Below are 25,606 nucleotides of genomic sequence, written 5' to 3'. Positions count from 1 at the left end.
TTGTGAATCGTGTCGGGCATTGGAGGTTGGATTAAACGCTGTCAAGCGTGTAGGGGCCGTAAAGGGCTAAGGCCCTTTGGCTCCATCTGAAACCCGCCGCAGATAATGTATTACTATAAATTAAATGACTTTCTTTCTAAATGAGTTCCTGTAATGCTGTTATTGTGTGTCAAGGCTACTTAAATCAATATAATATGCGTAATGCTATACTATATGCTATATGGAATAAACACCCTACCATATCAGTTCAAATTTCCTTACATTTGAACCAGATCAGTTCAACCAAAAGCCATGTTTAAAACCGCTGAACATCTTTATCTTCAGATTGCTGACAAACTGGAGCAGCTTATTGCTAAAGACGTATTAAAAATCGGAGACAAGCTTCCGTCTGTTCGTACTATGAGTGAAGAACAGGGCGTTAGTATGAGTACTGCCTTTCAGGCTTATTATCATCTGGAGGCGAAGGGACTTATTGAGTCCCGCCCTAAGTCGGGGTACTATGTCATCTTCAGTCCACGTCGTATGCCGGAAATGCCGAAAGTCTGCGAGGCGGTTAAAAAGCCCTCAGAAGTTACCGTACATGAGATGGTGACACAGGTTTCTCAGGATATGCGGCTGGAAAACATTACCAGATTTGCTTCTGCGGCGCCTCCGGAATCGATGCTGCCAGCGGCTAAGATATCCAAGGCACTTATACAGGCGCTGAGGAAAACACCTTTTGCGGGTGTAGGATATGAACCTGTGCAGGGGAATCCTGATCTCCGCAGACAAATAGCCCGCAACTCCATCCTTTGGGGTGGCGCCGTCAGCGAAGATGAGATTGTCACTACCAGTGGCTGTATGGATGCGCTCACACTTTGTTTGTCTGCCGTTACGCAACAGGGGGATACCATCGCCATTGAAAGTCCGGCTTATTACGGATCCCTGCAGCTGGCAGAAACCCTCGGACTGAAAGTATTGGAAATACCTACGCACCCGGGCACAGGGGTGGATCTGGAATATCTGGATAAAGCTATTCCTAAGTTTAAGATCAAAGCCTGTCTCTTTGTAACCAATTTTACCAATCCGCTGGGCGCCTGCATGCCAGATACACATAAACGGGAATTGGTAAGGTTGCTGGAGAAGTATGAGATACCACTAATAGAGGACGACATCTATGGGGACATGTACTTCGGCAAGGAACGTCCCGGTGTCTGCAAGACTTTCGATACCAGCGGACTCGTACTGCTGTGTAATTCCTTCTCTAAGTCCGTCGCACCGGGCTACCGCGTAGGCTGGACTATTCCCGGCAGATATCTGGAGAAAGTGCTGAACCTGAAAAGACACCACTCTATCTCCTCTCCTTCTCTCCGGGTGCAGCCATCGCCTGTTTTCTGGAAAACGACCGCTATGAGCATCACCTGAGAGGAATGCGTAAAGCCCTCCATACACAGTATATGCGACACCTGCAGGCGATCAGGGAGTATTTTCCGGAGGACTGCTGCGTATCTCGTCCACAGGGTGGATTTGTGTTATGGGTGGAGCTGAATCCGAACGTGAATACTTATGAGTTGTATGAACAGGCGATCAAACATAAGATCTCCTTTGCACCCGGCAGGATCTTTTCTTTGCAGGATCGTTATACAAATTGCATGCGCATTAGTTATAGTAATCCATGGAGCAAACAAATGGACGACGGACTCAAAACACTGGGCAGACTTATCAGAAAACTATCATAAATAAAAAGGACCGGGATAAGACTATCCCGGTCTCCTGTTAAACCTACAACTGTATATACTAATAAAAATTTTATGCTGTCTTACGATAGTTCCAGATAGCCCAGCCATTCAATACCAATGCAAAAGCCAGTTCATACAGCAACTGCATCTTTATATCTGCAAAACGACTCCCCTTCAGCACGACCATCCTCATCACATCAATAAAATGCGTCACCGGTGTCAGTTTTGCAATTATCTTCGCCCACTCAGGCATATTATCCACCGAAACAAAGAGTCCGCTCATCAGCATGAAGATCATGATAAAAAAGAACGCTACAAACATAGCCTGTAGCTGGTTATCGCTGTAAGTGGATATCAATAGTCCGAAGCCCAGCAGTGCCACCAGATAAACAGCCAGAAAGCCGTACAGTAATAACAGACTGCCCAACGGAATAATACCATAGACAAACCTTGCCAATAACAATCCCAATGAGAAGTCTACCATGCCAATCACCCAGAAGGGAATCAGCTTACCCAAAATAAACTGCCACTTCTTAACAGGTGTGACATTAATCTGTTCAATGGTGCCTATCTCCTTCTCTTTTACGATATTCAGAGCGGCGATGAAGCCCCCTACCATAGTCACCAGTAATACCAGTATACCGGGTACCATATACAAACGATAATTCATATTCGGGTTGAACCAATTTGAAGATGTCACCTCTATGGTGCCCGGTCCGGGTGCTGCCTCGGGTAGCCATTTCATCCGGATCTCATTATTGAAGTCCGCCAGTATGGTATTAAGATATGCACTACCCAATCCGGCCTTTGTACCGTTAATAGCATCAGCTGCTACATACACAGCAGCCTTATTCTCCTTCACCAGATCTACTTCAAAATGCGCAGGTATTTCCAGAATAATATCTGCTTTCTCGCGCTCTATCTGTTGCTGTGCAGGTGTGTAATCTGTATAGTAACCGGTGACATGAAAATAACCTGAGGAAGCTATCTTCGATATCATCTGTTGTGTATAAGTGGAATGGTCCCTGTCTACAACAGCGAGATTAATGTTCTTTACGTCGAAATTTGCGGCCAGTGGCATAATCAGCAGCTGCATCATCGGCATCACAAAGATGATGGGCAGCAAACCTTTGTCACGGAAGATCTGCCTGAATTCTTTTTCCAGTAGTAATCGTAATGTTCTCATGACAGCCGTGTTTTAAAGCTTTTAATACTGATCGTTAGTAATACGAGGGTCATCCCGGCCAGTACCAGCGTTTCTTTCCAGACGACGCCGATACCCAGTCCTTTTAACATCACTGCTTTTACGATGACATAAAACCAGCGGGATGGCAACAGATTTGAAATCAGCTGAAGAGGCAAAGGCATATTCTCCAAAGGAAAGATGAAACCTGTAAAAAGGATCGTCGGGAGCATCATGCCCATCATCGATACCATCATGGCCGTCTGCTGTGAGCGGGTCACACTGGATATGAGTAAGCCGAGTGAAAGACAACTGATAATAAACAGTGTACTTTCGAAGAACAGCAAAACGAGGTTTCCTCTTACCGGCATTTCCAGTGCCAGTACACTCAGTATCAGTATGATGACAAAATCTACCATGGCCAGTGCCAGATAAGGTACCGCTTTCGCCAGCACCACATACACCGGTTTAAAAGGGGATACCAATAATATTTCCATGGTGCCCATTTCCTTCTCTCTTACAATAGACACAGATGTCAGTGTTGTACAGATGATCATCAATACAAGGGCCATTACGCCGGGTACAAAGTTCATGGAACCGTTCAGTTCAGGATTATAGAGCATGCGGGTAACGGGCTCTATCCGCATCGGAATGTTAGCCGTTGGATTTACCTGTTGCTGATAATCTGCTACTATAGCCGTAATATAATTGGTCAGTGTTTTCGCGGTGTTGGGATCTGATGCATCTGCAATGACCTGTAATTGTGCGACCTGTCCATTCAGCAGATCGTTGCCAAAACCTGTCGGGAATACAACCGCACACTTTACTTTTCCCTGTTTAAATGCCTTATAAATATCTTGATCTGATGCAGTACTGCTGTTGATATCAAAATATTTACTGGCAGTGATCATGGTGGTCAGCTGTTGTGAAGCAGCATCCCCCGCGTGGTCTACGACAATGATTTCCGCATTTTTTATCTCGGTGGTCAGTGCGTAACCGAACAGCAGGATCTGCATAATCGGAAGACCGAAGAGTATCAACAGGGTGCGTCTGTCCCGGAAGACGTGATAAAATTCCTTTCTGACAAATACCATGAATTGTTTCATGTGTATAATAAATTTTAGTCGGCCGAGCGTTTTGCGCTTCTGGCCAGTGCATAAAATACTTCATTCATGGAGGTAGCTCCAAACTGTTGCCGCAGATTGGCTGGTGTATCCAGTGCATCTATCCGTCCATCAACCATGATGGAGATCCGGTTACAGTATTCGGCTTCATCCATATAGTGGGTGGTGACAAATACCGTGATACCCTGTTCTGCTGCATCATAGATCAGGTCCCAGAACTGTCTTCTTGTAACAGGATCTACCCCACCGGTTGGCTCATCCAGAAAAACAATGCGGGGCTGATGGATAATAGCGACTGAGAAAGCAAGCTTCTGCTTCCAACCCAACGGCAGACTTCCTACCATCATTTTCGCTTCCTGCTGCATGCCTAACTTTTCAATCAGCTCATCTCCTTTCTCTTTTAGCTGTTTGTCTGACAGCCCGTATACACCACCATAGAAACGGATATTCTCTCTTACGGTCAGACTCTCATACAGTGAGAATTTCTGACTCATATAGCCGATATTCTTTTTGATCTCCTCCTGTTGTTTAAACACATTAAAACCTGCTACTGTCGCTTCTCCCGAACTCGGATAAGACAAGCCGCAGAGCATACGCATAGCCGTGGTCTTACCGGCGCCATTGGCTCCCAGAAAGCCGAAGATCTCGCCCTGTTCTACTTCAAAAGAAATATGATTAACTGCAAAGAAATCTCCGAAACGTTTGGTAAGATCTTTACAGGTGATTGCCTTGTTGTTCATATCCACACTATTGCGGGTTACTTAATTTTTCTATAAAACAATCCTCGATATCCGGTCTTATCTCTTCTATGGCTACTGTCTGATGACCTTTACTTTTGAGGTAGGTCAGCAGTGCTGCCGGATGATCCTTACCGTCTTCTTTAAAAGCAATGTGCAATTTTTCACCAGCGGCATAACATTGTCTGATACCTGCATACCTTCGCGTATCAGGCAGCAGCAGATGCACTTTCGGTGCTCTTAACGCATATAGTTTACCGGGATAAGCAGCCACTATATTATCTGGTGTATCGATGGAAAGGATATGTCCTGTCTGGATCAATGCGATTCTTTCACAAAGGCTGGCTTCATCCATATATGGTGTAGAGACCACGATGGTGATTCCTTCATTTTTGAGGCGTTTCAGCATATCCCAGAATTCCTGACGGGAGACGGCATCCACACCTGTGGTAGGCTCATCAAGAAAAAGTACTTCCGGGCGATGCACCAGTGCACAGGAAAGTGCCAATTTCTGTTTCATCCCTCCTGAGAGCTTACCGGCACGCCTGTTTTTAAAGGGTGCGCTCTGTTCGTAGATATCTTTGATCAGAGCATAATTCTCAGAGATGGTAGTACCAAACAGGGTAGCAAAGAAGTTCAGATTCTCTTCAACAGTAAGGTCCTGATAAAGTGAAAACTTACCGGGCATATACCCTACGCAACTACGGATCTGATGGAAGTCTTTTACGACATCATATCCGGCTACAGTTGCCTTACCTGCATCTGACAATAGTAAAGTGGTCAGTATACGGAAGATGGTGGATTTACCGGCTCCATCCGGCCCTATCAATCCGAAAAGCTCTCCTTTCTTTACCGAGAAGGACACATTTTCCAATGCAGGGGGCGCATTTTTTATGTATGATTTGCTGATGTTTTCCAGTACGACTGTATCCATGATCAATGGAATTGAGTGAGCGCAAACATGCCTATTTTCAGATATCCGTCATTAGGGACACGCACCTTGATCGCATAAACGAGGTTGGCGCGTTCCTCTTTTGTCTGGATGGTTTTAGGCGTAAATTCTGATTTACCTGAGATATATGAGATGACACCCGGATAAGACTTATATTCTTTTTTGCCGGCATCGATCAATACTTTCACTTGTTGCCCCAGCTTGATCTCCGGTAGTTGTGTACCTGTGATATAGGCTTTCAGCAACAGTGTATCTGTATTGGCTATCTTATATAATGCCTTTCCTATTACGGCCATTTCTCCCTCCAGTGCATAGCGGGCGAGTACAGTCCCTTTTACAGGATTGACCACTACGCCTTTACCGATTTCATCATCATATCTGGCCAGTGATTTTTGCAGCGGACCTCTTTCACTTAACACGCTTCTGTTCTGGTTAGCGACGTTGGTTTCGCTGACGGTGAGTTGCTGACGGGTAGCCAATATCTGTTTCTGCATCTGATCAATGGAGGCATTCATGTCATCGAGCTGTTTCGGTGTAGCTGCATCTTCTTTAACCAGATTTTCGGTACGTTTCTGTTCATGCAGTAACTGTTTCAGCTGTGCTTCCTGTATAGCGAGTTGTTTACGTACAAGCATGACCTGTGGCTGGGGATCGGTGGTCTTTTCTTTCAATGCACTGATAGTCGCTTCTGTCTGCTCTTTCTGTAGTGTGAGTCCGTTGACGTCTATTTGTCCGACGATAGCACCTTTTGCAAGTGTATCTCCTTCTTTCGCAGTAAAAGACAACAATTGTCCGTTCTGTTGTGCAGAAACGATCACTTCATCCGCTTCAAAATTACCCTGTGCATCAGCTTCTATTTCCCGGCCGGAACAAGCTGCCAGGCAAAATAATATTACGGGGATGGCTAAGTATTTCATATCTCAAATGACGATTTATTAGTTACCTGATGTGTTTTTATGATTGTACTGTGCCTGCAGCAATTGTATTTCGTGCAGTACGAGTGATAGTCTGGCCTGATTTTCTGCATTCACCTGACTGATATAGTCGTGGGAGGTGATGACGCCGTTTTCCAGTTGTGCGACCGCCGCCTTTTTTACGGAAGTGCGCAGATCAATAATTTCCTGATCTTTCTGTATAAGATCGGTGTATTGGGCGACTTCCATCTGCTGACCGATCATCGTCTGTTTTGTATTAAAGAGAAAGGTCTCTTTCTGTACGTCCAGATCCTGCCGGTTGATGTGCAGCAGTTGTTTGCTGTTTTTATTTGTATACAGGCTGCCGAGGGCCCAGCTGAATCGAACACCTCCGATACCATAGAAGCCGAAATCATTGCTGACGATATTCAATGTAGGCCGGCCATAGTTTCCCTGTACGAATGCATTGACTTTCGGCAGATAACTTACTTTCAGCTGTTTTTCCTGAATAGTCAGGCTTTTTTGCTGATAGTCATATAGTAATAATTCCGGGCGACGTATTTCAGGAGATAATGGTACCTGTGCCGGACGTATCAATTGTACCTGATTATCCAGTGTCTGGTTGATAAACAGTCCCAGCATCTGCAGATAGGCCAGTCTGTTTGTTTTTAATTGCGTAGTGGACTGGTCTGTGTTAAGGATTTCCGCTTTCAGTTCGTCGAGACTGCTACGTAAGGCGGTTCCATTATTAACAGCTCCCTCGGTTTTATGGGCGCCGCTCTGGATATCCTCCTTTCTCAGCTGGTTTTGCTGCAACTGTTCGTCTATCAGCAGGATACCAAAGAAAAGCTGGCTCACCCTTTCCCTTATATTAAAGAGGTTGACTTCCAGTTGTTGTTGCTGTACAGCAGTATTTGCTTTACTGAGTTCCTGCTGGTAGTGAATGTTGCCCCCGTCAAAAAGGGTTTGTGTTACTTCTGCCTGCACCTTATACTGGTCTTTACTGATCTCCGGGGCGCCGGGAATAGGGATGGCCACCACCTGTGTCTGATAGGTGGCTTGTCCGGAGAAATTCAATTGGGGCAGATAACCCTTTGCGGCATTGGCTACGTTATAAGCACCGGCCTTGCTGATCAGTTCCCGCTGACGGACGAGCGGGTAATTCTTTTGCGCCAGCTGATAACAGTCTTCCAGCGTCAGGGAAGTTTGCGCCATGGCAGGTATACTGCTTAATAGTATGGCCCATACGAGATACTTCATCATTACTAACTGTTTATTTTAACCAATTGGTTAATTTATATTCCAAAAAAAAGCCTTTTAAGGCTTTAACCAGGCGAGTATTACATCTGCCGCCATCTTTTTCCGTTCTTCTATGAGCAGATCAAACTGTACGTTATCCTGTTGAAAGATTCCCTGTACGAGTGGCCGGGCCACGAAGGGGAATATACACAGTGAAACGATATTCAGGAAGAGCTGAATGGGGCTTACTTCCCTTATTTTACCATTTTTACCGGCTTCGATCACCTCTTTCATGAAATTCATGATACTACCAAAGGATGGTTGAGCATTTAGTCTTTTGATCATGATCTCCGGACGTTGATTCACCTCGCTTAATATAAATATTGGCAGATAAGGCACTTGTGAGATGCCGGTAATATAATGATCGATCACTTCTTTGATCTTCTCTTCTATTGGTCTTGTCCCTTCGAGGATATGTCCCAGCGGGGTCACTACTTTGGAGAATGCTTCATTAAAAACGATCTCAAACAGTTTGTCTTTGCTACGGTAATAATAATGTAGCATGGCTTTGTTAATACCGGCTTCATCTGCGATATCCTGCATACGTGCGCCGTCGAGCCCCCGTTTTACAAAAATCTTTCTGGCCGCTTCTATGATCTGTTCCTCTGTGTTTTTTTCCTGTGCCATTTAAACTATCCGATTTAACCATTTGGTTAATCAAAGGTAATATGCAGATTTGAATCTGCAAAATGTTTTAAAAAATGATCAGCTTAACTGTCCGAAGAAGGAAGAGAGGTGTTTCATCATCTCTTTGTTAATGGTTAACTGAACATTGCGTCCGGTTTTGTCATAAATGAGTATCCCACTGTCTACCAGGATCTTAATGTGATGGGACACAGTGGGTTGAGACAAACCTGTAAGTTCGGTGATTTCGCAGCATTGGATAGCGGATTGCCGGGAGGCAGCCAGTATAATGGATAACCGGTGCTTATCAGCTATTGCGTTTGCTGCTTTCTCTATCGTTACTGCGTCCATTCTGTAAAAATAGAGATTTTTCGAAGCCTTTAAAAATACGGATGGAAAATAGCGACCTCATATTTATAAATATTTTCATCATTAACAAAAATTAACAACCGTATACGTCTGACGTCCGTATATCAAAGACACCTTATTGCCAGCTATGAAGAGTTACAGGCATGTGCAGATCCAGTTGTCGTTCAACAAGAATGAGCCGATATACCAGCAGATCAAAGCATATATAATTAATGAAATCGTGAGAGGCAGGCTTCTCCCGGGAGCCTTATTGCCAGGTTCCAGGGTGCTGGCTCAGCAACTTAAAGTTAACAGGAATACGGTCATGCTTGTGTATGACCAGCTTATAGCCGCGGGATGGCTCACTTCTCATTATAAGAGTGGCACCCGGGTCAGTGATAGCATGCCTTCAGGGCATACGGGGCCACCGGGACAGGAAACGCCTCCGAAACAGCCCCTCCAGATCCCTTTCCGTCATGTGAATATCTCTCTCCCCCCATCCAATCCGAGTGGTAATTACGATATAATATTTGATGATGGTCTGCCAGACCTCAAGCTGATCCCTGTTGCAGAAATCACAAGGGAATGCAGAAGGCTTGTGCAGCAGGATGACCAGCGTACTATATATAATAACAATAGTGAGCGCGGGAATGAGTATCTGTTGCAGGAGATCAACACGATGTTAAATAATGACCGCGGACTGGCAGTAACGACAGAGAATATATGTATTACGCAGGGCGGGCAGATGGCATTATACCTGACGGCCCAGACTCTTTTATCTCCCGGTGATCATGTAGCTGTTGAGCATCCCGGATATCAGCCGGCATGGCAGGCATTTGCCATGGCAGGTGCCCAGTTACACTATGTCCATTCTGATGAACAAGGTATCAATCTGGACGAGCTGGAATTGCGTTGTCAGCAAACACCTCTGAAGGCATTATATATTACGCCACATCATCAGTATCCTACCACGACTACCTTATCTGTTGAGAAGCGGCAGCAACTGCTGGCGTTGAGTGAGCAATATAACTTTATGATCATAGAAGATGATTATGATCATGAGTATCATTTCCATACACACTACATACCATTGGCGGGAATGCCACATGCAAACAATGTGATCTACATAGGATCGGTGATGCATACACTCCCTATCAGCTTTGTATGTGGACCTGCGGACTTTATCAGGTCGCTGGCTGCGTATCGTAGTATTGTCAACAGAGAAGGCGATCCTATCTTACAACAGGCCATTGCCAATCTGATGGTGGCCGGAGATATCAGGAAACACATTCATAATACCCGTTACGTATATATGAAAAGACTGGACCTGACCCATAACATTATACATTCCGTCTTTGCGGGACAGGCGCATTATACACGTCCACAAGGAGGACTGGCCATATGGTTACAGTTGTATAAACAGGTGGAATCTGAACAGTTATTACAAAAGATGCAGTCAGCTGGTGTGAATCTGGTAAATCCGCTGAGTTATTATAATCCTAAGTACAGTCATGCTACGGGCTTACGGCTTGGTTATGCGTCAATGAATGAAACAGGTATTATTAAAGGATTGGGGAAACTGGCAAAGGTGATCCAGCAATTATAGTTATCCGTTATTATCGGATGATGATATGACTCTGGCTGGTCCTGATAAACTGGAGTGATCTATACAATCGATCTGCAATTCTGCAGATAACAACTTTTTCTTAAAGAGGCGGCAGTAATGCTGCCTTTTTTTGTTGCCTTCGTAATGTGCGCAACTATAACACATGCGTTGCATTCCCCCTTTCTCTTTATCATAGAGACCGGCAATGATTGTGTAAACGGACTGGTATAAACTGCTTTTCTCCTGTAAAGGTCTCTTTTGCAATATAGTATCCAGTTCGGCGATATATTGTTCTGCCTGTGTCAACACTTCTCTGCCTGTATCCGTGAGCAGGAATGAATAACTACGTCTGTCACGCATATCTTCTTCCATCCGCAGAAATCCTTTGCTGACAAGTGCTGCAGCTGCATCACTGACGGTAGGACGGCTTAGTTGTAACTCGGTAGCGATATAAGCGACCTTGTTCACTTCGGCTGTGTGATGACCTGTGAATAATAATATCTGTAATTGTAAGGGTGTTATACCCAGTATTCTCGCCTGCTCCCACTGCATGGCTTTGAGCATATCACTCAGCCGCTGTAATGACAACAAGAGTCTTGCGTCCAGCGAGGTAAGTTGTTGCTCAGGACTGAAGCCTGATGTTTTCTTCATTGTCAAATGTAAAAGGAGGACAAAAATAGATTGTGGATAATACTGATATAAGTACCAGATATTAGTTTTTTTTGAGTAGTCTGGACCAGTAATAATCAGGATGTGATAATCAGGATGCAGGAATTTACCTTCTAAAAGGCTTCCGTTGGAGCAGATGGTGCAATACGATGTCAGACCTGTTGTCTGTTTGTTACCAGGCATATGGCAGATTAAGTAATTACTGATTGTTAATGCTTAATTTGAATTTGTTTTATATTACACTTACAACGGCCCCGCCCCATCACGTATTTATACGTTTTATTTTCAGCATTTCTACCCGGTATAAAGCCGGCCATATCTATTAGCTTACATATTCAATCATCATAAAACCGCTATTATGAAGCACCGTAACATGATACGTTTCTTTTTCGTGGCCTTCCCCATTGCCGCGCTTTCAGCATGTACCCATGGTCCTTCCACCCCAAAAGGCGACATTCCTCTGGATCAGAGCAGAGCCTTCGAGCATGTAATTCCAATTGAAGAAGCCCGTAGTCTGAGACAGGGTTATCTTGCCGGCCGAAAAGAGTTACAAGCCAAACTGGGTGGCAATTATCTTGACAGTGCTTTTAATATTCCTGAAGGAGAAACGTTTAACCGCCATGCCATTGCCGCCATCCTCAATGCCAAAGGAGCTGACGGACTTCGCATCTATTTCGGTAAAGATCAGAAGGGTCAGGTAAGACTGGTACTACTGCCTGTGGATGCTGAGGGAAAAGATATTCTGACTACCCTTGTAGCAAGGGAGAAAGCTGCCAACGTGCCGGGCGTTTCGTCTGCCAAAGCGGGTTCAATGGATCAGGCCATGGAAAGTGGTCAGCGTTGTCCTCCTCTCTGTAAAAGTGCATTATAATCATCCCTCATTATCCTTGTCCTGATGAATAATATAGGCGCCTTTCTGGTAAGCCAGCTGGTCATTATTCCTTTGGCAATAGGGCTGATACGCTTCAACAGAACTGTTGCAAGCTTTCAGCCCTTCCTGCTACTCCTCTCACTGGCATTCCTGTCGGAAACGATCGGCTTTATCTGCATCCGTGTACTACATACCAGTAATGCCGTTCCCCTCAATCTGTATGGTCTTGCCGAGTCTATTGTGATCGTGTATCAGTTCTTTGTATGGGGTACGCTAAAGCGAAAGCGGCTGCTTTTTATCGGATTATTATCCGGTCTGGGAGGGATATGGATTACAGAGAATATCTTCTTCAACAGAATAGAAACTTTCAGTCCTTATTTCCGGGTTATCTATGCCTTTGTGACGGTGTTACTCAGCATCAACGAAATCAATTATCTGATTGTAAAAGATAACAAGTCATTATTCAGGAATGCCCGGTTCCTTGTTTGTATGGGATTTATCATCATCTTCATCTATCAGATCATCTATGAAGCATCGATGTTTATAGGCTCCGATACGGTACTATCGCTGCGTATTATTTTTATGTTTAATTATATCAATGCTTTTGTAAATTTGATATACGCAATAGCAGTGCTGTGCATACCTGTTAAGCCATCCTACTATTTCAACAAACATTTCGACGCATAGCCGAAAGCCACAACGCCCCCAAAATGATGATGCCCCATGGACGACAAAATATTTTATATCACCATATTTATCTCGCTGCTGATAGCCATCATCATTCTATTCTTTGTCATTTCTATTGTTTTGTATCATCGCCGGTACATACAACTGCAACGGGAGCGTATCGTTGCGGAAATTACTATTCTGGAGAATGAGCGGAAAAGGATTGCTGCTGATCTGCATGACAGTATGGGACCTTTGTTATCGACCATCAAACTCAATATTCATAGTATTGAAGTAGCAGATGACAGAGACCATCAGGTCATTGTCCGTTCTTCCGGATACATTGATGAGGTGATCAAAGGATTGCGGCAGATATCGCACAACCTGTTGCCAGCTACACTCGAGCGTAAAGGCCTCACGGAGGCTTTACATGAGTTCATTCGTCAGTTGTCGGGTAAACAGGAGCTTGAGATTAAGTTTCACACTTCCGGTAAGATTGACATTGCCCCTGAAAAACAGATCCATATCTTCCGTATTATACAGGAGATCACGCACAATACCCTGAAACATGCCAAAGCTACACAATTACAGATCGTGCTGACAAGAGAAAACGGCTTTTATCTCGTACTGATCAAAGAAAACGGGATCGGATTTGATGTAAAAAAAGCCAGAAATGAATCTGCCGGACTTGGTATGAAAAGTCTGGCTATCCGTACAGACATCCTGCGGGGATCACTATCTATCGATTCTGTACCGGGTCAGGGCACCAACTATTTCGTAAAAATTCCGGTGGGATAATGTAACTTTATAGCACGTTTAATCCCGGTCACACAACTTACCCCAATTCTAACAATCAATGAATCACGACATCCGATTAGTGATAGCTGACGATCATGAGATATTCCGAGACGGACTTGCATTAATGCTTTCGAGACAACCTGACATTACCCTTGTAGGGCAGGCCAACAATGGCAGGGAATTACTGGAATTACTGACAAGCGTCGAAGCGGACGTAGTCATGACTGACCTGAAAATGCCACTGATGGATGGCATTACTGCAACCCGTGCATTACTGCAACGTAATCCGGATATCAAGATTATTGCTTTATCCATGTTTGATGAAGAAGAGCTTATCGTAGAAATGCTGGAAGCAGGTGCAAAAGGTTATCTGTTGAAAAATGCAGACAAACAGGAGATCATCGAAGCCATCAACAGTGTGTATGAAGATCATATTTTTTATTGCCGGCAGACTTCGGCCAGGCTGGCAGCGATGATCGTTAAAAGCCGTTTTAATCCTTCCCGGGAGAATAATCCGGTTACTTTCACCGACAGGGAAAAAGAGATTATCCGACTTATCTGTCAGCAATTTACAGCGCAGGAAATCGGTGATAAAATATTCCTCAGTAAGCGTACCGTTGAAGGACACCGCACCCGCATACTGGAAAAAATGAATGTCAAGAATACTGCTGGTGTAGTAGTTTTCGCCCTGAAAAACAATCTCATCAGTGAGGCAGAACTGCTCTGAGGTTTCCATTCCTGCGGATCTGTGCGTATATTTGCGGCAACCAACATAAGAGAGCCTATGACACGTATAGCCCTGATCCGTCACGGAAGTACAGCATGGAACAAAGAAGGGAAAATGCAGGGGAGCACAGATGTAGCTCTGGACAATGAAGGACTTGAACAGGCCAGAAAACTGGGCTTACGGCTTTCTGACGAACCCTGGGATATTATTTATACCAGTCAGTTATCCCGCGCAAAAAAGACAGGTGAAATCATTGCTACTGAACTCGGCATCACTGATATCCGCGAAGACAGGCGTATCATGGAAGTGTCCGGTGGTCAGACAGAGGGTACCACTGAGGCTGACAGGATCGCTAAATGGGGTACCGGCTGGCGTCAGCTGGAGCTGGGTATGGAGACGGAACAGGCTGTTTTGACCCGTGGTATGGCTTTTCTGGATGATATGATGCAGGAGCATGCCGGCAAACATATTATTATTGTAAGCCATGGCAGCTTTATCCGCCATCTGCTGAAAAAACTGGCACCCAGTCTGGTACAGGATTCAAATCTGAAAAATACCTCCGTTACGCGTTTTACGGTAGATGACGATGTATGGGAATGTGAATTGTACAATTGTACAGCTCACCTTGTTTAGAAGATATTATCACAAATTCATATGAGTGCCGGTTAATACCGGCACTTTTTTTTGCCTTAAAAGTACATTTGTCCTGAATGCCCCCTATTCTCCCTAAAAGCTGTTTGACATGCTCTATACCCGACGTATACCGGGCGTATACCGGGAGCATCTCCGGGAGATCCCCTACTTATCAGGATCATTTTATGACCAATTACCCCCTCAGAGGGGTCAGATTCCCATCTATTTATCCGCAAAGGGTGTGTTTGTCCGTTGTCCCGGACCTTAATTGTCCATTATACCGTTACTACTCCGCTATTGTACCGGTATTTGCACGTCCGCGGACGAAGAAATAAGGCTGTAATGCCGATATAATAAGGATATATATTGAAGAAAGAATAGGCAAATCAGCCATAGTCAGGCATTCTGCGCCGATAGTAATTATTTTTTGCATCACCGTTTCATTTAACTACTTTTGTTACCCGCAGAACGAAAAGAGGAATCATGGAAAAGATATCAGAAAGACATAAGGAGAATGGTCATGCTTACGAAATGAAGTGGGATGCAATCGGCATAGGGGCCTCGCTGGCCTGCGCTATACATTGTGTACTCCTGCCGGTAATCTTCACTACACTGACCCTGTTTGATATAGATATTCTAAAAAATGTCATGCTGGAAGTGCTGACAATCGTCGTATCAATGAGTATAGGTGGCTGGGCCATCTGGAAAGGATATAAACGCGTCCATGGGCAGAAGTCCGTGGTGGTATATTTCGGGGTTGGTCTGACGCTGATGATTGCGGCTAACTTTATTCATGGCAGCGCTTTTGAAATGGGGCTAAAACTGACCGGGGCAGCATTACTGATCACCGCACACGTTAAAAACTGGAGAGGCTGCCGCAATTGTGAAGTACATACTGCTACCAGTCATACTACTGCCTCTTCTTCTATAGCAGCCTGACCCGTCAAAAGGCGGACCGTACCACTGCTAACGCAGCAGTACGGTAGTACCTTTCTTAAATACCTTCTTACCGGTATCTGTGATCGTATAACGTAACATCCAGACATAAGTACCTATATCGGCAGGTAATCCTTTCACTGTACCGTCCCATTTCTGTGTCCAGTTGGTGGAATGGAATACGAGTTGACCTACACGGTTATATACTGAGAACTCAAGATCTGTCGCTTTATAGGCACTCAGAGGATACAGAAAATCATTCTTACCATCATTGTTGGGTGAAAATGCCGTAGGCACATCAATATAGCAGCTGGTAACTGCTTTGATCACATGATCTGCCGTATCCAGACAGTTCTGTGTATCCAGTACAATCAGGCGGATACGATAATCCTGTTCCTTTCTTGTAGGATAATATTGCTGTGGCAGAGGTGTTGCATCTATGCTGGTAATACCGTTTCCATAATCCCACAGATAAGACACGATGTTACCGAAGCTTTCATTCTTTGGTGATACGACATCCATCGGACAATAAGGTCCGGGATCTACACTGAAGATCGCTCCCAGAGTCCTTTCCAGATTGATCTCCCTATAAACGGAATCGCGGCATACGCCGTTGGACACCAGCAGGGATACCTTTTTAATGCCGAAATCACCATATACTTTGTTTACGTTCTGTGTATAACGATGATCGGTACTGTCGAAAGTCCAGTGCCAGTAGTTTACGCTATTGGCGCCATTATGCGTCAGATCAAGGACACTTAACTTACAGTTTCTATTCAGTCCGAAATCGAAATCTGCTGATACTGTATCGACTGTATGAAAATTCACTACTTGTCCCAAAGGAGCTGGCTGTCCGCACTCTCCTAATATCGGCGTACCATCGGAACCGGTAGTCAGAGTGATGGAATAATTGCCTTCTCTGTATAATGGCTGCGTAAATTCTATCACTACGGTGTCTGTCAGATTATTACTGTTACAGATCCCTGTAGCACTGCGGATACTGGCTGCAGGCGATCCACTCAAACGGAAATCACTTCCATTGGGTGCAATAGAACCACAACGTATCGGCACTGACAAAGGAATCTTTATTTTCTCCGGCGCACAGCCCGGAGTTATGGTATTGATCAGCAACACATCAGGTGGTACTTCAACCCGGAAGCTCGCGCTCTCCCCTACTGCCAGACCATTCCCACAGATATCGAGTATTGTATTTCCATCACTACCGTTCTTCACCGCGATGGTATAATTACCTGGTGCCAGCGGCGCACTGGTCTTTATCAATATTGAATCAGCATCAAATCCGTTGCTGCAGTTCACGCCTGTAGCACCGACTACTGTACCGGTACCACTGGTAAAGATAAACTCGGTACCATTGGTAGTCAAAGTCTTACACAAGGTTTCTTTGCTGAGTTTAATACCGATGGTATTATCATGGCAATAGTAACTGGCCCATTTAATAGCAGGTATGCCCGGACTGGTGATATCGGCAGTTCCCCCACCAAACTCGAGGTCATATCCTGACTGTGACTGGGTAAAGTGGCTGAGCAATAAAAGGTATTCATGACCTTCTATGAGGGTAGGCATTTTACTGAACAAAGGCATTCCAAGGCCGCCGCAGATATCAAAAGAAGTTCCTGCGCCGGAAGCGCCCGTTACGCCGCCTTCTCCCGACCAGTTCATACATACATACAGACTGCGGTCTGTATAGGCGTCATTGGGATTATGTCCGGTGATATCAAAGATCTGCCAGTCATAGTCATCCTCAAGGACTTTCGGCGTAATCTTAAAGCCGAGGGTACCGCCTTTATAGCAGGTAAATTTATACCAGAAGGGGTTGATATCTGTGTGTCCACCATCACCGCTACCATTACAACCGGGACCCAGAATAGGTCTGCCACCACAGATAGGAACGGACTCCTGGCTAAAGACTTTTGTTCCACAGACGGGGAAAGCCGTGGAAGCATTCTGACCAATCCCTGTGCAAGTGGTCTGTGCCTGCGTTCTAACAATGTTGGCAAACAGCAGGATAAAAATTGGGTACAGGAAGCTGAGTTTAGATTGCATGTTTATGGTCCGTAGTGGGTATCTGTAATGCCTAAAAATAGTTTTTTTTCCCGAGCAAAACCAATCTGACAAAGGATTTTAAATAGATGAATATGTATCTTAAAAAGATTTTTTTTGAAAGTTCGACCAGTTTTATACTTTTGCAGCGGAGAAATGGCAGAGCGGTCGATTGCGGCAGTCTTGAAAACTGTTGACTGTAACAGGTCCGGGGGTTCGAATCCCTCTTTCTCCGCAGAGAAAATCGAAAGATTTGGAAAACCTTCAGACGAAAATCTGAAGGTTTTTGCATTTTGATAATTTTTGATTGTTTCCCTATGATAAGCTTCAAATGGAAGAAAGAAGACTGGAAGCTGGAACAATTCTTTATTGTTGGCCTGCTTGTAATCATTGCCGGGCTTTTTAGCGATGAATTATCCGGATTATTTAACAGTCTTGTAATAGAACCCGTATTATCTAAATACAATCGCAAGGGCACCTACCCTCTGATCCTACCGGTTTATACTGCTTTATTCATTGCCACTGCCTGTTGGGGATATCAAAAACTGGCAAAAAATGTCTACAAGGCATCAGTACTCACCATCGCCATCCCGGCTGGTCTTTGTTACTTATATTGGCGTGAGCGTTTCTTTGTCAATAATTACCATATGGCGTCGCTCTCAGACATATGCTATCTGAAGTCTGTAACGATATTTGATCCGGCATATCTCTTGCTGACAATTGGTACAGTGTGCGCGTTTATAAATAAAGTTAAACCGTCAGTGTATCCGGCAAATCAAACCTTTCTCAATATGGATCAGCCTATTGAGGACATCGGCAATGACCAGTATGAGCGGCAGGAATTCTTTCAAAAACTACTGGTTATACTCAGAAACATTGCTTTTGATACCAGTAAAGGATTTGCAATAGGTATAAACAGTTCGTGGGGGTACGGCAAAAGTTCTTTACTAAAATTGATTGAAAAGCGTCTTAAGCAAGAAGAAAATGTCATCTGTGTTCAATACAATCCATGGTTATCTATTAAAAAGCAAAGCCTTACACACGATTTCTTCCAGATATTAGAAGATGAACTGTCGAAGTACATAGATACTTCGAATATGATTGCGAAATATGGTGAACAGATCTCAAAGGTCGATAACGACAAGAATATCTTTAAAAATGTCTCTGGTCTTTTTGTAAAGGAGAAATCGCTACAGGAACAGTTCGAGCAAATCAGCGAACTGATAAAAAGAGTTAACAGGAAGATCTATTTTATCATCGATGACCTTGATCGGCTGGATAATTTAGAAGTGAGTGAGGTATTAAGGTTGATACGTAACACAGGTAATTTTCCGAGAATTACTTTTATTGTGGCATATGATAAGAATTACATAAAAAATGCGCTCACAGTAAATAAGCTGTTTGATCCTGAACGCTATCTTGAAAAGATATTTGATCTGGAATTGGTGTTACCGAAAATTCAGCATAGAATTATATCAGAGATACTTTTGAAAACATTTGTGCAGGGATTTGATAAAATACGATTGATCGACAGTGAAAAAAAGGAATATATAAAACAACTGGACAGGCTAATCTTTAATACATCTAATAAGACTATAAAGACAAATTTAGTGAGCAATGAAATTCCAAATATTTGCAAAAACAAACGGGATATCATCAAATTTGTCAATGCGATATTAGTAGGTCTGGAATTGAATGGTCCTAATATCTACTTACCGGACTTGTTCATACTTGAGGCGATTAAATTGAAAGATAGTGATACATACGAACTGATTGCAGATAGTGAAAATTTTCTGGAAAAATATGAGGACAAAGGTATCTTACGGTATAAACCTCAATCCCAAAAGATAAGGAGTTTATTCGGGAATGAATCAATCACAAATTTGGCAAAAGCATTGTTTGATATTCCTGAAACAAGTGATCTGAAATCAGATAAGGCTATTAGTATCGTGAATAGCTTCGACAGCTACTTTATTTATACTGTTGCAAAGAGCAGCCTCTCAACAACAGCAATTGATAATTTACTCGGACATGAATAAGTTTAAGGAAATAACTGACACAGTTACAGCTGAAATTGAGAATGGTACGGATTATTCATTAATTGAGCAACTCGAAAACACAGCTGGTTCTAAAATCAGTAGTGAAAAAGCGCTCAGGAATTATATTGTATTCCTGCTTGTTTTGATTGAGAAGTCAAAATATACGGAAACTGCATCAGCCGTTCTTATTGATAAAATATATAAAGACAAGATAGGCTACGATGCCGTCGATAAATCAAAAGAGAAATACGGAGCTATATTCATTGAAACAATTAAAGATGGGGCAGTTTTTCCTTATGTAAATACATCCTTCTTTTTACAGAAATTATTCCGGTCGATTATTTATGGACGGGGAAATACTGAAGAACAAAATATAACAAGTATTACTCCTCATAAAAAGCTGCTCGAAGCCAATGAATACTTACTTGTACAGCACTTAAATGAAAAAGGCATTGACGATGAAGCCATCAATATCTATTGCAATAGTTTTTTGGATATTGATGTAACGGTGAAACTAGATCCGGATGCTAATAAAATAATGCGTGATAAAATATTAGGTCAAGGGCAATTCAAAGAACCAGATCTCATTTCATATTTAAAGATTTTCATCAGACCGTTATATAGTTATCCAAGCGGGATGACTGAGCGTGTACCGTTTTATGTTCCTGAGCCTTTTTATACACAAACCTTTGGCACCCATGACAGACTTATTGAAATACTAGAAACGGAAATAAATCGGCCTAATTACTCAGTAGAAGAACGAAATTTAATCATTGATATCATTGCTTTTTTGAATAAATATCAGTCAACCAGAGATAGAATAGATACACATAAGTATGTGAAGTTAAAAACAAACACAATGGCATCCAAACTTCACAAGCATTTATAATCCAACTAAACCGCTATATTCATTTTCATAACAGGCATATCGTATATGTCTGCAAGGCCCGTTATTGCCCAAAATTGTTCGATCTTATTTATATCTCTAACACTTTTAGCTACTTTGAACAAAACTAATTTCATTAATCTTCGAATAAATAAATACCTTTTTCCCCGATAAAAATCACTTAGTACTCATACTACTTTATTTATCCCCATAAATCAAACCCTTGACGCGCTCATAACTTATACCACTAGTTTGTCAGTAACACTCAAATAATCATCTAAATTTCAAAAAAACATGCAACACCCCCCCCCCACGGACACCCAACAACAATCATTTATCCCCGCAGGATGGATTGGCGGCTTTTCTACTCAACCACCTGAACAACCTTATCCAAATTCAGCACTTCTTGCATCACTTCCTTTTGAGGGGAATATGGACAACATTCCCAGCATTAACCGTATGCTGAGAGCCAAATGGCCTGAATTCAGCTGGGAAACGCAGAGAGGAGATCCTACAACAAGGATGTATCAGATGTTTGCGCCGGATATATCAAGACTCGGATACGATAATACCGGAAGGGTCTGGTCTATCATATGTCCGCAACAAGGCGTATATATTCCGTCGCTGGGCTTAACATTGAACGTTGAAGTTACTGTTACCGGAAACAGAGGCTGGATGAACGAGCTGGCATCTAAAGAAGCGTTATTTGCAGCAGATATAACGATCAAACCTACCATCTGGTTCAGCCCGGATAATGCGGACAGTTTTTTATGGCAACAGCTCGTTAAACTGAACGACAAATGGTCTGATTTGTTGCCGCTTAGTAAAGCCAAAGGTATCAGGTTGAAGACCTCTAATCAGGACGGTACTAACGACATCATTCAGGTACGGATGGGAGAATATCCAAACTATCCTTTCCCTGAACGTGCTAACCACTGGAAGGAGTATGCGTGGGCCGTTGCAAATTTAGGGGTAATCATAGGAGCTGTAGAACCCAGCTCTGATTCGCACGTCAACGAGTTTAATGAGAAGGTAATGGAACTTTTCAATCTGGGCTCCGGTAATCTGTTACAAGAAAGCAATACTCTGATCTGGAACCTCTGGGCCGGATCTCCTGAGCTGGTAAATCAGGAGGAATGGACGGATCACGCAAATTATTGGCGACACTCTATTGACGTAAATCATCGTCCACCAGAAGGAGAAGGTACCAGCATCACAGACATTAATGGTCAGCCATTTGAAACGGATCAGATTACCTTCGATTTAAAGGCAGCCGAATTTGCGGCGTGGGTTGCACTACAGCTGTTATAAAGATTATAGAACAGCCATATATAAAACAGGCCATTCACCGTAATGGTAAATGGCCTGGCTCACAAACGTATATTAGAAAAAAGCTCTGCTATTACGCAATACGGAAAAATAAAAATGCGTATCGATATTCCGGGAGCGTGACAGCAATAAAAAATATGGGCCTTCCTGATTGGAAAGCCCATATTAAATTGGTCGGTGCAATTGATTACACCCTGTTATACTTTATCGGCAGGAATTGACATTGCATCACTTAGAATCCATAGATACCACCGGAAGCAGCAAGCAGCTCTCCTGTCATCCATGCTGAATCATCAGAAGCTAAAAACGCTGCTACTTTTGCAATATCATCAGGTTGTCCCATACGACCGAGCGGCGTATTGGCCACTAGTACTTTCTCAAAATCACTCCCCATTACACCAGAGGTGTGTGTGCCTTCAGTTTCTACAGAACCCGGCAAAAGAGAATTGATCCGGATTTTCCTTGCGCCCAGTTCTTTTGATAAAGCAACTGTGATAGCATCTAATGCCGCCTTTGAGGCAGAATACACGGATCCTGTTGCCATAGGCGTTCTACCGGCGACGGAACTGATATTGATAATGTTTCCACCTTTATCACCGAACAGTTTCAACGATCCCTGTATTGTAAGAATAGATCCCCAGACATTGATATTGAATTGCTGATGAAATGAGGTTGCTGACACCTGTTCAATGGGTTCATATTGATAGATACCTGCATTATTTATCAACACATCCAAACCTCCAAAAGCATTTTTAGTCTCGTCAAACAGTCTGTTGACATCAGCCTCATTTGCTACATCGGCCTGCACAGCAATAGCTGTTCCTCCATTATCAGTAATCGTTTTCAGTACCTTCTCTGCTCCTTCTTTATCGGACGCATAATTTACAACTACCTTTGCTCCTTCTGCTGCAAGGTATTTAGCAATAGCTGCTCCGATTCCTTTTGATGCTCCTGTTACCAGTGCTACTTTGTTATTTAACTTTCCCATTTTCTATTGATTTAATTCCTGAGCTACAAAGTTAGGGAGACGAGGTTTACATTAGTAACCTTGTAACAAAAGTAACAGTAACATAGCGGTAACAAGGTAACTAATATGATACCAGCACATTCCTCCGGCAAGGAAGCTGTCCGGCGCATATCAATTCAGACCAGACCTGTCTGTTAAATATTCATACCACCAGATACCTCTATACGTTGTGCGGTGACCCATCTGGCCGCATCGGTACATAAGAAGGCTACTACTCCACCGATATCATCCGGTTCTCCTACACGACCTAATGCGGTCAATGCGGTTACGTTTGCTCTGAATTGTACATTGTCTTTTACAATACCGCCACCGAAATCTGTTGCAGTTGGTCCGGGAGCTATTGCATTCACACGGATACGCCGGGCGCCTAGTTCTTTCGCCTGATAACGGCTAAGCGTCTCAACGGCAGCTTCATAGATGCATATGCGGAATAACCGGGTACACCAGATTGTGCCGTCTGCTGGACAGATTAACGATAGCACCACCATCCCGAAGGTATGGAAGCGCCTGTTGTGTGAAAAAGTATACCCTTTGAACAGGACATTCATGAGCAGATCAAACTGCGCTTCTGTTGTTTTTCAAAAGGCATATGCAATCCTATTCCGGCATTGTTGATCAGATAGTCAAAACGATCGGTTTGAAAGTCTGTCTGCAGTACATCAGCCAGTGTGTTAAAGAATCCGGGAAATGAGTCTGTATGCTCTGTGCTGAGCTGTAATGCAACAGCATGTACTCCTGTGTTGTTTATCTGTTCAACAACTTTCAGGGCTTCGTCTTTTCTGGTATTATAGGTAATAATAACAGCTGTTCCCTGAGCGGCTAATTTTAAAGCGATGTTGCTGCCAAGGCCACGACTTCCGCCGGTGACCAGTGCTACTGTCTTTGATACTGACATATTCTATTGTTTAATTGCAGACACAAAACTATAGCAGCCAGTAACATTGAAGAGTAGCCATTCAATGGTTATGATAGGACAATTGATGGTTTTAAATTGCCAGATACTTCTATACATCAGGGCACAAAAAAGGGAACACTTATGTAAGTGTTCCCTTTCTGTTTTAAAATGCGGCCCCCATTATAAAAGGTCTTCAATCATCAGCAATAACTGATTTTATCAATGTTCTTTTCTACGGACACCCGTAGTCGTAAAACCGGCCAGATTACCTTTCACATGATCTTCATCAACCGGTCTATTGTCAGGGTTACATCATAATCCTGAGAGGTAAAGTCGATTGCCGCTGTCTTACCATTTTCAGTCACTTTTGTAATCTTCGTCAGTTCTGCACCGGTTGAGTCCTTATGACCCCACCCAGTTTACCATCCTTTCTTTCAAGCACGAAGGTCCTTTTTACATCACCGTAGGAGTGCCAAATATCATAACGTCCCATGTGCCGGGATAAAAATCTTTGTTTGCGCTTTTATGCCAGATACGGCAAAAAGGCTGATAAACAGCACAAGCGTTTGCTTTCAGTTTTTTCATGTGTTTTAGTTTTTGGTAGTTGGTATTTGATGTTTTTACAATTCGTCAATCATATTGACATAGTTGCATTATCGGATTAATAATCTGACACCTGTTACATTTAGTAAATTTTACTAAATGAATATAGACACAATATTTCATTATTTAGTAAATTTTACTAAATAAATTTATAAGGAGCGTTTTCCGACGTGGGAAAACGTTATTTTTGGAGATGCAACAGAAGAAGAATTCAGGATTTTATACTCAACGGACATCTGTATTATATTCCTCACGTTACTATCGACTGTGCTATATTTGGATACCATGAGCAGCAGCTCAAATTGCTACTTATCAAACATAGAAATATCGATAACTGGTCCTTACCGGGGGGATATATTAAACGTGCTGAGAAGTTGGTAGATGCTGCCAATCGTAATATAAAGGACCGTACCGGCGTTGACAATCTGTTTCTGCAGCAATTCAAGACTTTTGGCGATCCGGACCGTATACAGTTTGATAAATTCGATAAGAAAAAGTGGCTGGAACAAACCGGACTGTCATCCTGGGAGGGCAACTGGCTTATCAATCAAACGATATCTGTTGGCTTTTATGCCATCACAGATTTTTCAAAAACTAAACTACAAACGGACTTCAGTACGGAGGCCTGTGCATGGTTTGATATCAACAATCTGCCGCCGCTGGAATATGACCATGATGAAATGGTAAGGGAAGCCATGCATACGATGCGATTGCACCTGTATCATTATCCGATCGGGCTCAATATGCTGCCGGAAAAATTTACACTGGGTGAGATCCATGCATTATATGAAACATTATTGGGGAAAAAGCTCGACGTCAGCAACTTTCCTAAAAAGCTGCTTGCACTCAAATTGCTGAAAAAACTGGAAGAAAAGCGGAGCATCGGAGCACATCGCTCACCACATTATATAGCTTTGACAAAGAAAGATATGACCTGGCTTTAAAGAGGGACTGGTATTAA

Annotated in this window: 27 protein-coding genes and 1 tRNA gene; 14 read left to right on the top strand and 14 right to left on the bottom strand. The window is 43.2% G+C overall.

Annotated features, from left to right (window positions below):
* Window positions 1-291: 291 nt before the first annotated feature.
* Both FEF09_RS25380 and FEF09_RS33755 read left to right on the top strand, forming a co-directional pair.
* On the top strand, window positions 292-1,404 hold the full coding sequence (locus FEF09_RS25380) for a PLP-dependent aminotransferase family protein (RefSeq protein ID WP_261387775.1): 1,113 nt from the start codon (window positions 292-294) through the stop codon (window positions 1,402-1,404).
* Window positions 1,293-1,718 (top strand): aminotransferase class I/II-fold pyridoxal phosphate-dependent enzyme, encoded by a 426-nt coding sequence (locus FEF09_RS33755; protein WP_315898188.1) that lies wholly within the window; start codon window positions 1,293-1,295, stop codon window positions 1,716-1,718. Before FEF09_RS25380 ends, FEF09_RS33755 begins: the two co-directional genes overlap by 112 nt.
* Window positions 1,719-1,788: 70 nt before the next feature.
* Here FEF09_RS33755 and FEF09_RS25375 read toward each other — a convergent pair whose 3' ends face one another.
* The 8 genes from FEF09_RS25375 to FEF09_RS25340 all read right to left on the bottom strand — a co-directional run bounded on the left by FEF09_RS25375 (window position 1,789) and on the right by FEF09_RS25340 (window position 8,902).
* Entirely contained in the window at window positions 1,789-2,904 is a 1,116-nt protein-coding gene (locus FEF09_RS25375; RefSeq protein WP_146307711.1) for an ABC transporter permease, read from the bottom strand.
* Window positions 2,901-4,007: an ABC transporter permease gene (locus FEF09_RS25370; protein ID WP_146307710.1), complete on the bottom strand. Its 1,107-nt coding sequence runs from the start codon at window positions 4,005-4,007 to the stop codon at window positions 2,901-2,903. The genes FEF09_RS25375 and FEF09_RS25370 overlap by 4 nt, the downstream gene beginning before the upstream one ends.
* A gap of 14 nt (window positions 4,008-4,021) precedes the next feature.
* Window positions 4,022-4,765, bottom strand: coding sequence for an ABC transporter ATP-binding protein (locus tag FEF09_RS25365; protein WP_146307709.1), 744 nt, complete (start codon window positions 4,763-4,765; stop codon window positions 4,022-4,024).
* 7 nt (window positions 4,766-4,772) lie between these two features.
* Entirely contained in the window at window positions 4,773-5,696 is a 924-nt protein-coding gene (locus tag FEF09_RS25360; RefSeq protein ID WP_146307708.1) for an ABC transporter ATP-binding protein, read from the bottom strand.
* A gap of 2 nt (window positions 5,697-5,698) precedes the next feature.
* Window positions 5,699-6,631 (bottom strand): HlyD family secretion protein, encoded by a 933-nt coding sequence (locus tag FEF09_RS25355; RefSeq protein ID WP_146307707.1) that lies wholly within the window; start codon window positions 6,629-6,631, stop codon window positions 5,699-5,701.
* Between the two features lie 18 nt (window positions 6,632-6,649).
* Window positions 6,650-7,891, bottom strand: coding sequence for a TolC family protein (locus tag FEF09_RS25350; protein WP_261387774.1), 1,242 nt, complete (start codon window positions 7,889-7,891; stop codon window positions 6,650-6,652).
* 54 nt (window positions 7,892-7,945) lie between these two features.
* Window positions 7,946-8,554 (bottom strand): TetR/AcrR family transcriptional regulator, encoded by a 609-nt coding sequence (locus tag FEF09_RS25345; RefSeq protein ID WP_146307706.1) that lies wholly within the window; start codon window positions 8,552-8,554, stop codon window positions 7,946-7,948.
* 78 nt (window positions 8,555-8,632) lie between these two features.
* Window positions 8,633-8,902 carry an ArsR/SmtB family transcription factor gene (locus tag FEF09_RS25340; RefSeq protein WP_089815325.1) on the bottom strand — a complete coding sequence of 90 codons (270 nt, stop codon included), beginning with the start codon at window positions 8,900-8,902 and terminating at the stop codon, window positions 8,633-8,635.
* Window positions 8,903-9,047: 145 nt separating this feature from the next.
* Between FEF09_RS25340 and FEF09_RS25335 the strand changes: the two genes are divergently transcribed.
* Entirely contained in the window at window positions 9,048-10,505 is a 1,458-nt protein-coding gene (locus FEF09_RS25335) for a PLP-dependent aminotransferase family protein (protein ID WP_146307705.1), read from the top strand.
* Here FEF09_RS25335 and FEF09_RS25330 read toward each other — a convergent pair whose 3' ends face one another.
* Window positions 10,506-11,156 carry a MarR family winged helix-turn-helix transcriptional regulator gene (locus FEF09_RS25330; protein WP_186774519.1) on the bottom strand — a complete coding sequence of 217 codons (651 nt, stop codon included), beginning with the start codon at window positions 11,154-11,156 and terminating at the stop codon, window positions 10,506-10,508.
* 376 nt (window positions 11,157-11,532) lie between these two features.
* Here FEF09_RS25330 and FEF09_RS25325 point away from each other — a divergent pair, with 376 nt between their 5' ends.
* The 6 genes from FEF09_RS25325 (at window position 11,533) to FEF09_RS25300 (ending at window position 15,808) form a co-directional block, all read left to right on the top strand.
* Window positions 11,533-12,045: a hypothetical protein gene (locus FEF09_RS25325; RefSeq protein WP_146307703.1), complete on the top strand. Its 513-nt coding sequence runs from the start codon at window positions 11,533-11,535 to the stop codon at window positions 12,043-12,045.
* A gap of 24 nt (window positions 12,046-12,069) precedes the next feature.
* The gene (locus FEF09_RS25320) at window positions 12,070-12,732 is read left to right on the top strand and encodes a hypothetical protein (RefSeq protein ID WP_146307702.1); all 663 of its coding nucleotides are present in this window, start codon (window positions 12,070-12,072) and stop codon (window positions 12,730-12,732) included.
* Between the two features lie 36 nt (window positions 12,733-12,768).
* Window positions 12,769-13,509, top strand: coding sequence for a sensor histidine kinase (locus tag FEF09_RS25315; protein WP_146307701.1), 741 nt, complete (start codon window positions 12,769-12,771; stop codon window positions 13,507-13,509).
* A 58-nt stretch (window positions 13,510-13,567) separates the two neighbouring features.
* Window positions 13,568-14,236, top strand: coding sequence for a response regulator transcription factor (locus FEF09_RS25310; protein ID WP_146307700.1), 669 nt, complete (start codon window positions 13,568-13,570; stop codon window positions 14,234-14,236).
* Between the two features lie 57 nt (window positions 14,237-14,293).
* On the top strand, window positions 14,294-14,869 hold the full coding sequence (locus tag FEF09_RS25305) for a histidine phosphatase family protein (RefSeq protein WP_146307699.1): 576 nt from the start codon (window positions 14,294-14,296) through the stop codon (window positions 14,867-14,869).
* A 483-nt stretch (window positions 14,870-15,352) separates the two neighbouring features.
* Window positions 15,353-15,808 (top strand): MerC domain-containing protein, encoded by a 456-nt coding sequence (locus FEF09_RS25300; RefSeq protein WP_146307698.1) that lies wholly within the window; start codon window positions 15,353-15,355, stop codon window positions 15,806-15,808.
* Between the two features lie 27 nt (window positions 15,809-15,835).
* Here the strand turns inward: FEF09_RS25300 and FEF09_RS25295 are convergent, their stop codons facing one another.
* Window positions 15,836-17,869, bottom strand: coding sequence for a gliding motility-associated C-terminal domain-containing protein (locus FEF09_RS25295; protein WP_146307697.1), 2,034 nt, complete (start codon window positions 17,867-17,869; stop codon window positions 15,836-15,838).
* 147 nt (window positions 17,870-18,016) lie between these two features.
* On the opposite strand from FEF09_RS25295, the gene FEF09_RS25290 reads away from it, so the two are divergent.
* The 4 genes from FEF09_RS25290 (at window position 18,017) to FEF09_RS25275 (ending at window position 22,102) form a co-directional block, all read left to right on the top strand.
* Window positions 18,017-18,101: transfer RNA gene (locus FEF09_RS25290), tRNA-Ser, on the top strand.
* An 82-nt stretch (window positions 18,102-18,183) separates the two neighbouring features.
* Entirely contained in the window at window positions 18,184-19,905 is a 1,722-nt protein-coding gene (locus FEF09_RS25285) for a P-loop NTPase fold protein (RefSeq protein WP_146307696.1), read from the top strand.
* A complete protein-coding gene (locus FEF09_RS25280; protein WP_146307695.1) occupies window positions 19,898-20,794 on the top strand; it encodes a hypothetical protein in 897 nt (298 codons plus the stop codon). The genes FEF09_RS25285 and FEF09_RS25280 overlap by 8 nt, the downstream gene beginning before the upstream one ends.
* A 291-nt stretch (window positions 20,795-21,085) precedes the next feature.
* Window positions 21,086-22,102 (top strand): hypothetical protein, encoded by a 1,017-nt coding sequence (locus FEF09_RS25275; protein ID WP_146307694.1) that lies wholly within the window; start codon window positions 21,086-21,088, stop codon window positions 22,100-22,102.
* Window positions 22,103-22,352: 250 nt separating this feature from the next.
* Here the strand turns inward: FEF09_RS25275 and FEF09_RS25270 are convergent, their stop codons facing one another.
* The 4 genes from FEF09_RS25270 to FEF09_RS33740 form a co-directional block, all read right to left on the bottom strand.
* Window positions 22,353-23,108 carry an SDR family NAD(P)-dependent oxidoreductase gene (locus FEF09_RS25270; protein WP_146307693.1) on the bottom strand — a complete coding sequence of 252 codons (756 nt, stop codon included), beginning with the start codon at window positions 23,106-23,108 and terminating at the stop codon, window positions 22,353-22,355.
* Window positions 23,109-23,281: 173 nt separating this feature from the next.
* Window positions 23,282-23,695 carry an SDR family oxidoreductase gene (locus tag FEF09_RS33750; RefSeq protein ID WP_261387773.1) on the bottom strand — a complete coding sequence of 138 codons (414 nt, stop codon included), beginning with the start codon at window positions 23,693-23,695 and terminating at the stop codon, window positions 23,282-23,284.
* Window positions 23,692-24,042, bottom strand: a complete 351-nt coding sequence (locus tag FEF09_RS33745; protein WP_261387772.1) for an SDR family NAD(P)-dependent oxidoreductase — start codon at window positions 24,040-24,042, stop codon at window positions 23,692-23,694. Before FEF09_RS33745 ends, FEF09_RS33750 begins: the two co-directional genes overlap by 4 nt.
* Window positions 24,043-24,495: 453 nt before the next feature.
* A complete protein-coding gene (locus tag FEF09_RS33740) occupies window positions 24,496-24,627 on the bottom strand; it encodes a hypothetical protein (RefSeq protein ID WP_261387771.1) in 132 nt (43 codons plus the stop codon).
* Between the two features lie 188 nt (window positions 24,628-24,815).
* Here FEF09_RS33740 and FEF09_RS25260 point away from each other — a divergent pair, with 188 nt between their 5' ends.
* Complete coding sequence (locus FEF09_RS25260; RefSeq protein WP_222597129.1) at window positions 24,816-25,589, top strand: NUDIX hydrolase; 774 nt, start codon at window positions 24,816-24,818, stop codon at window positions 25,587-25,589.
* Window positions 25,590-25,606 lie beyond the last annotated feature (17 nt).

It is taken from the genome of Chitinophaga pinensis, assembly GCF_007896845.1.
Lineage (GTDB): Bacteria > Bacteroidota > Bacteroidia > Chitinophagales > Chitinophagaceae > Chitinophaga > Chitinophaga pinensis_C.
Note: the sequence above shows the minus strand (reverse complement) of the source record. Positions and strands in the feature narration are given on the sequence as shown.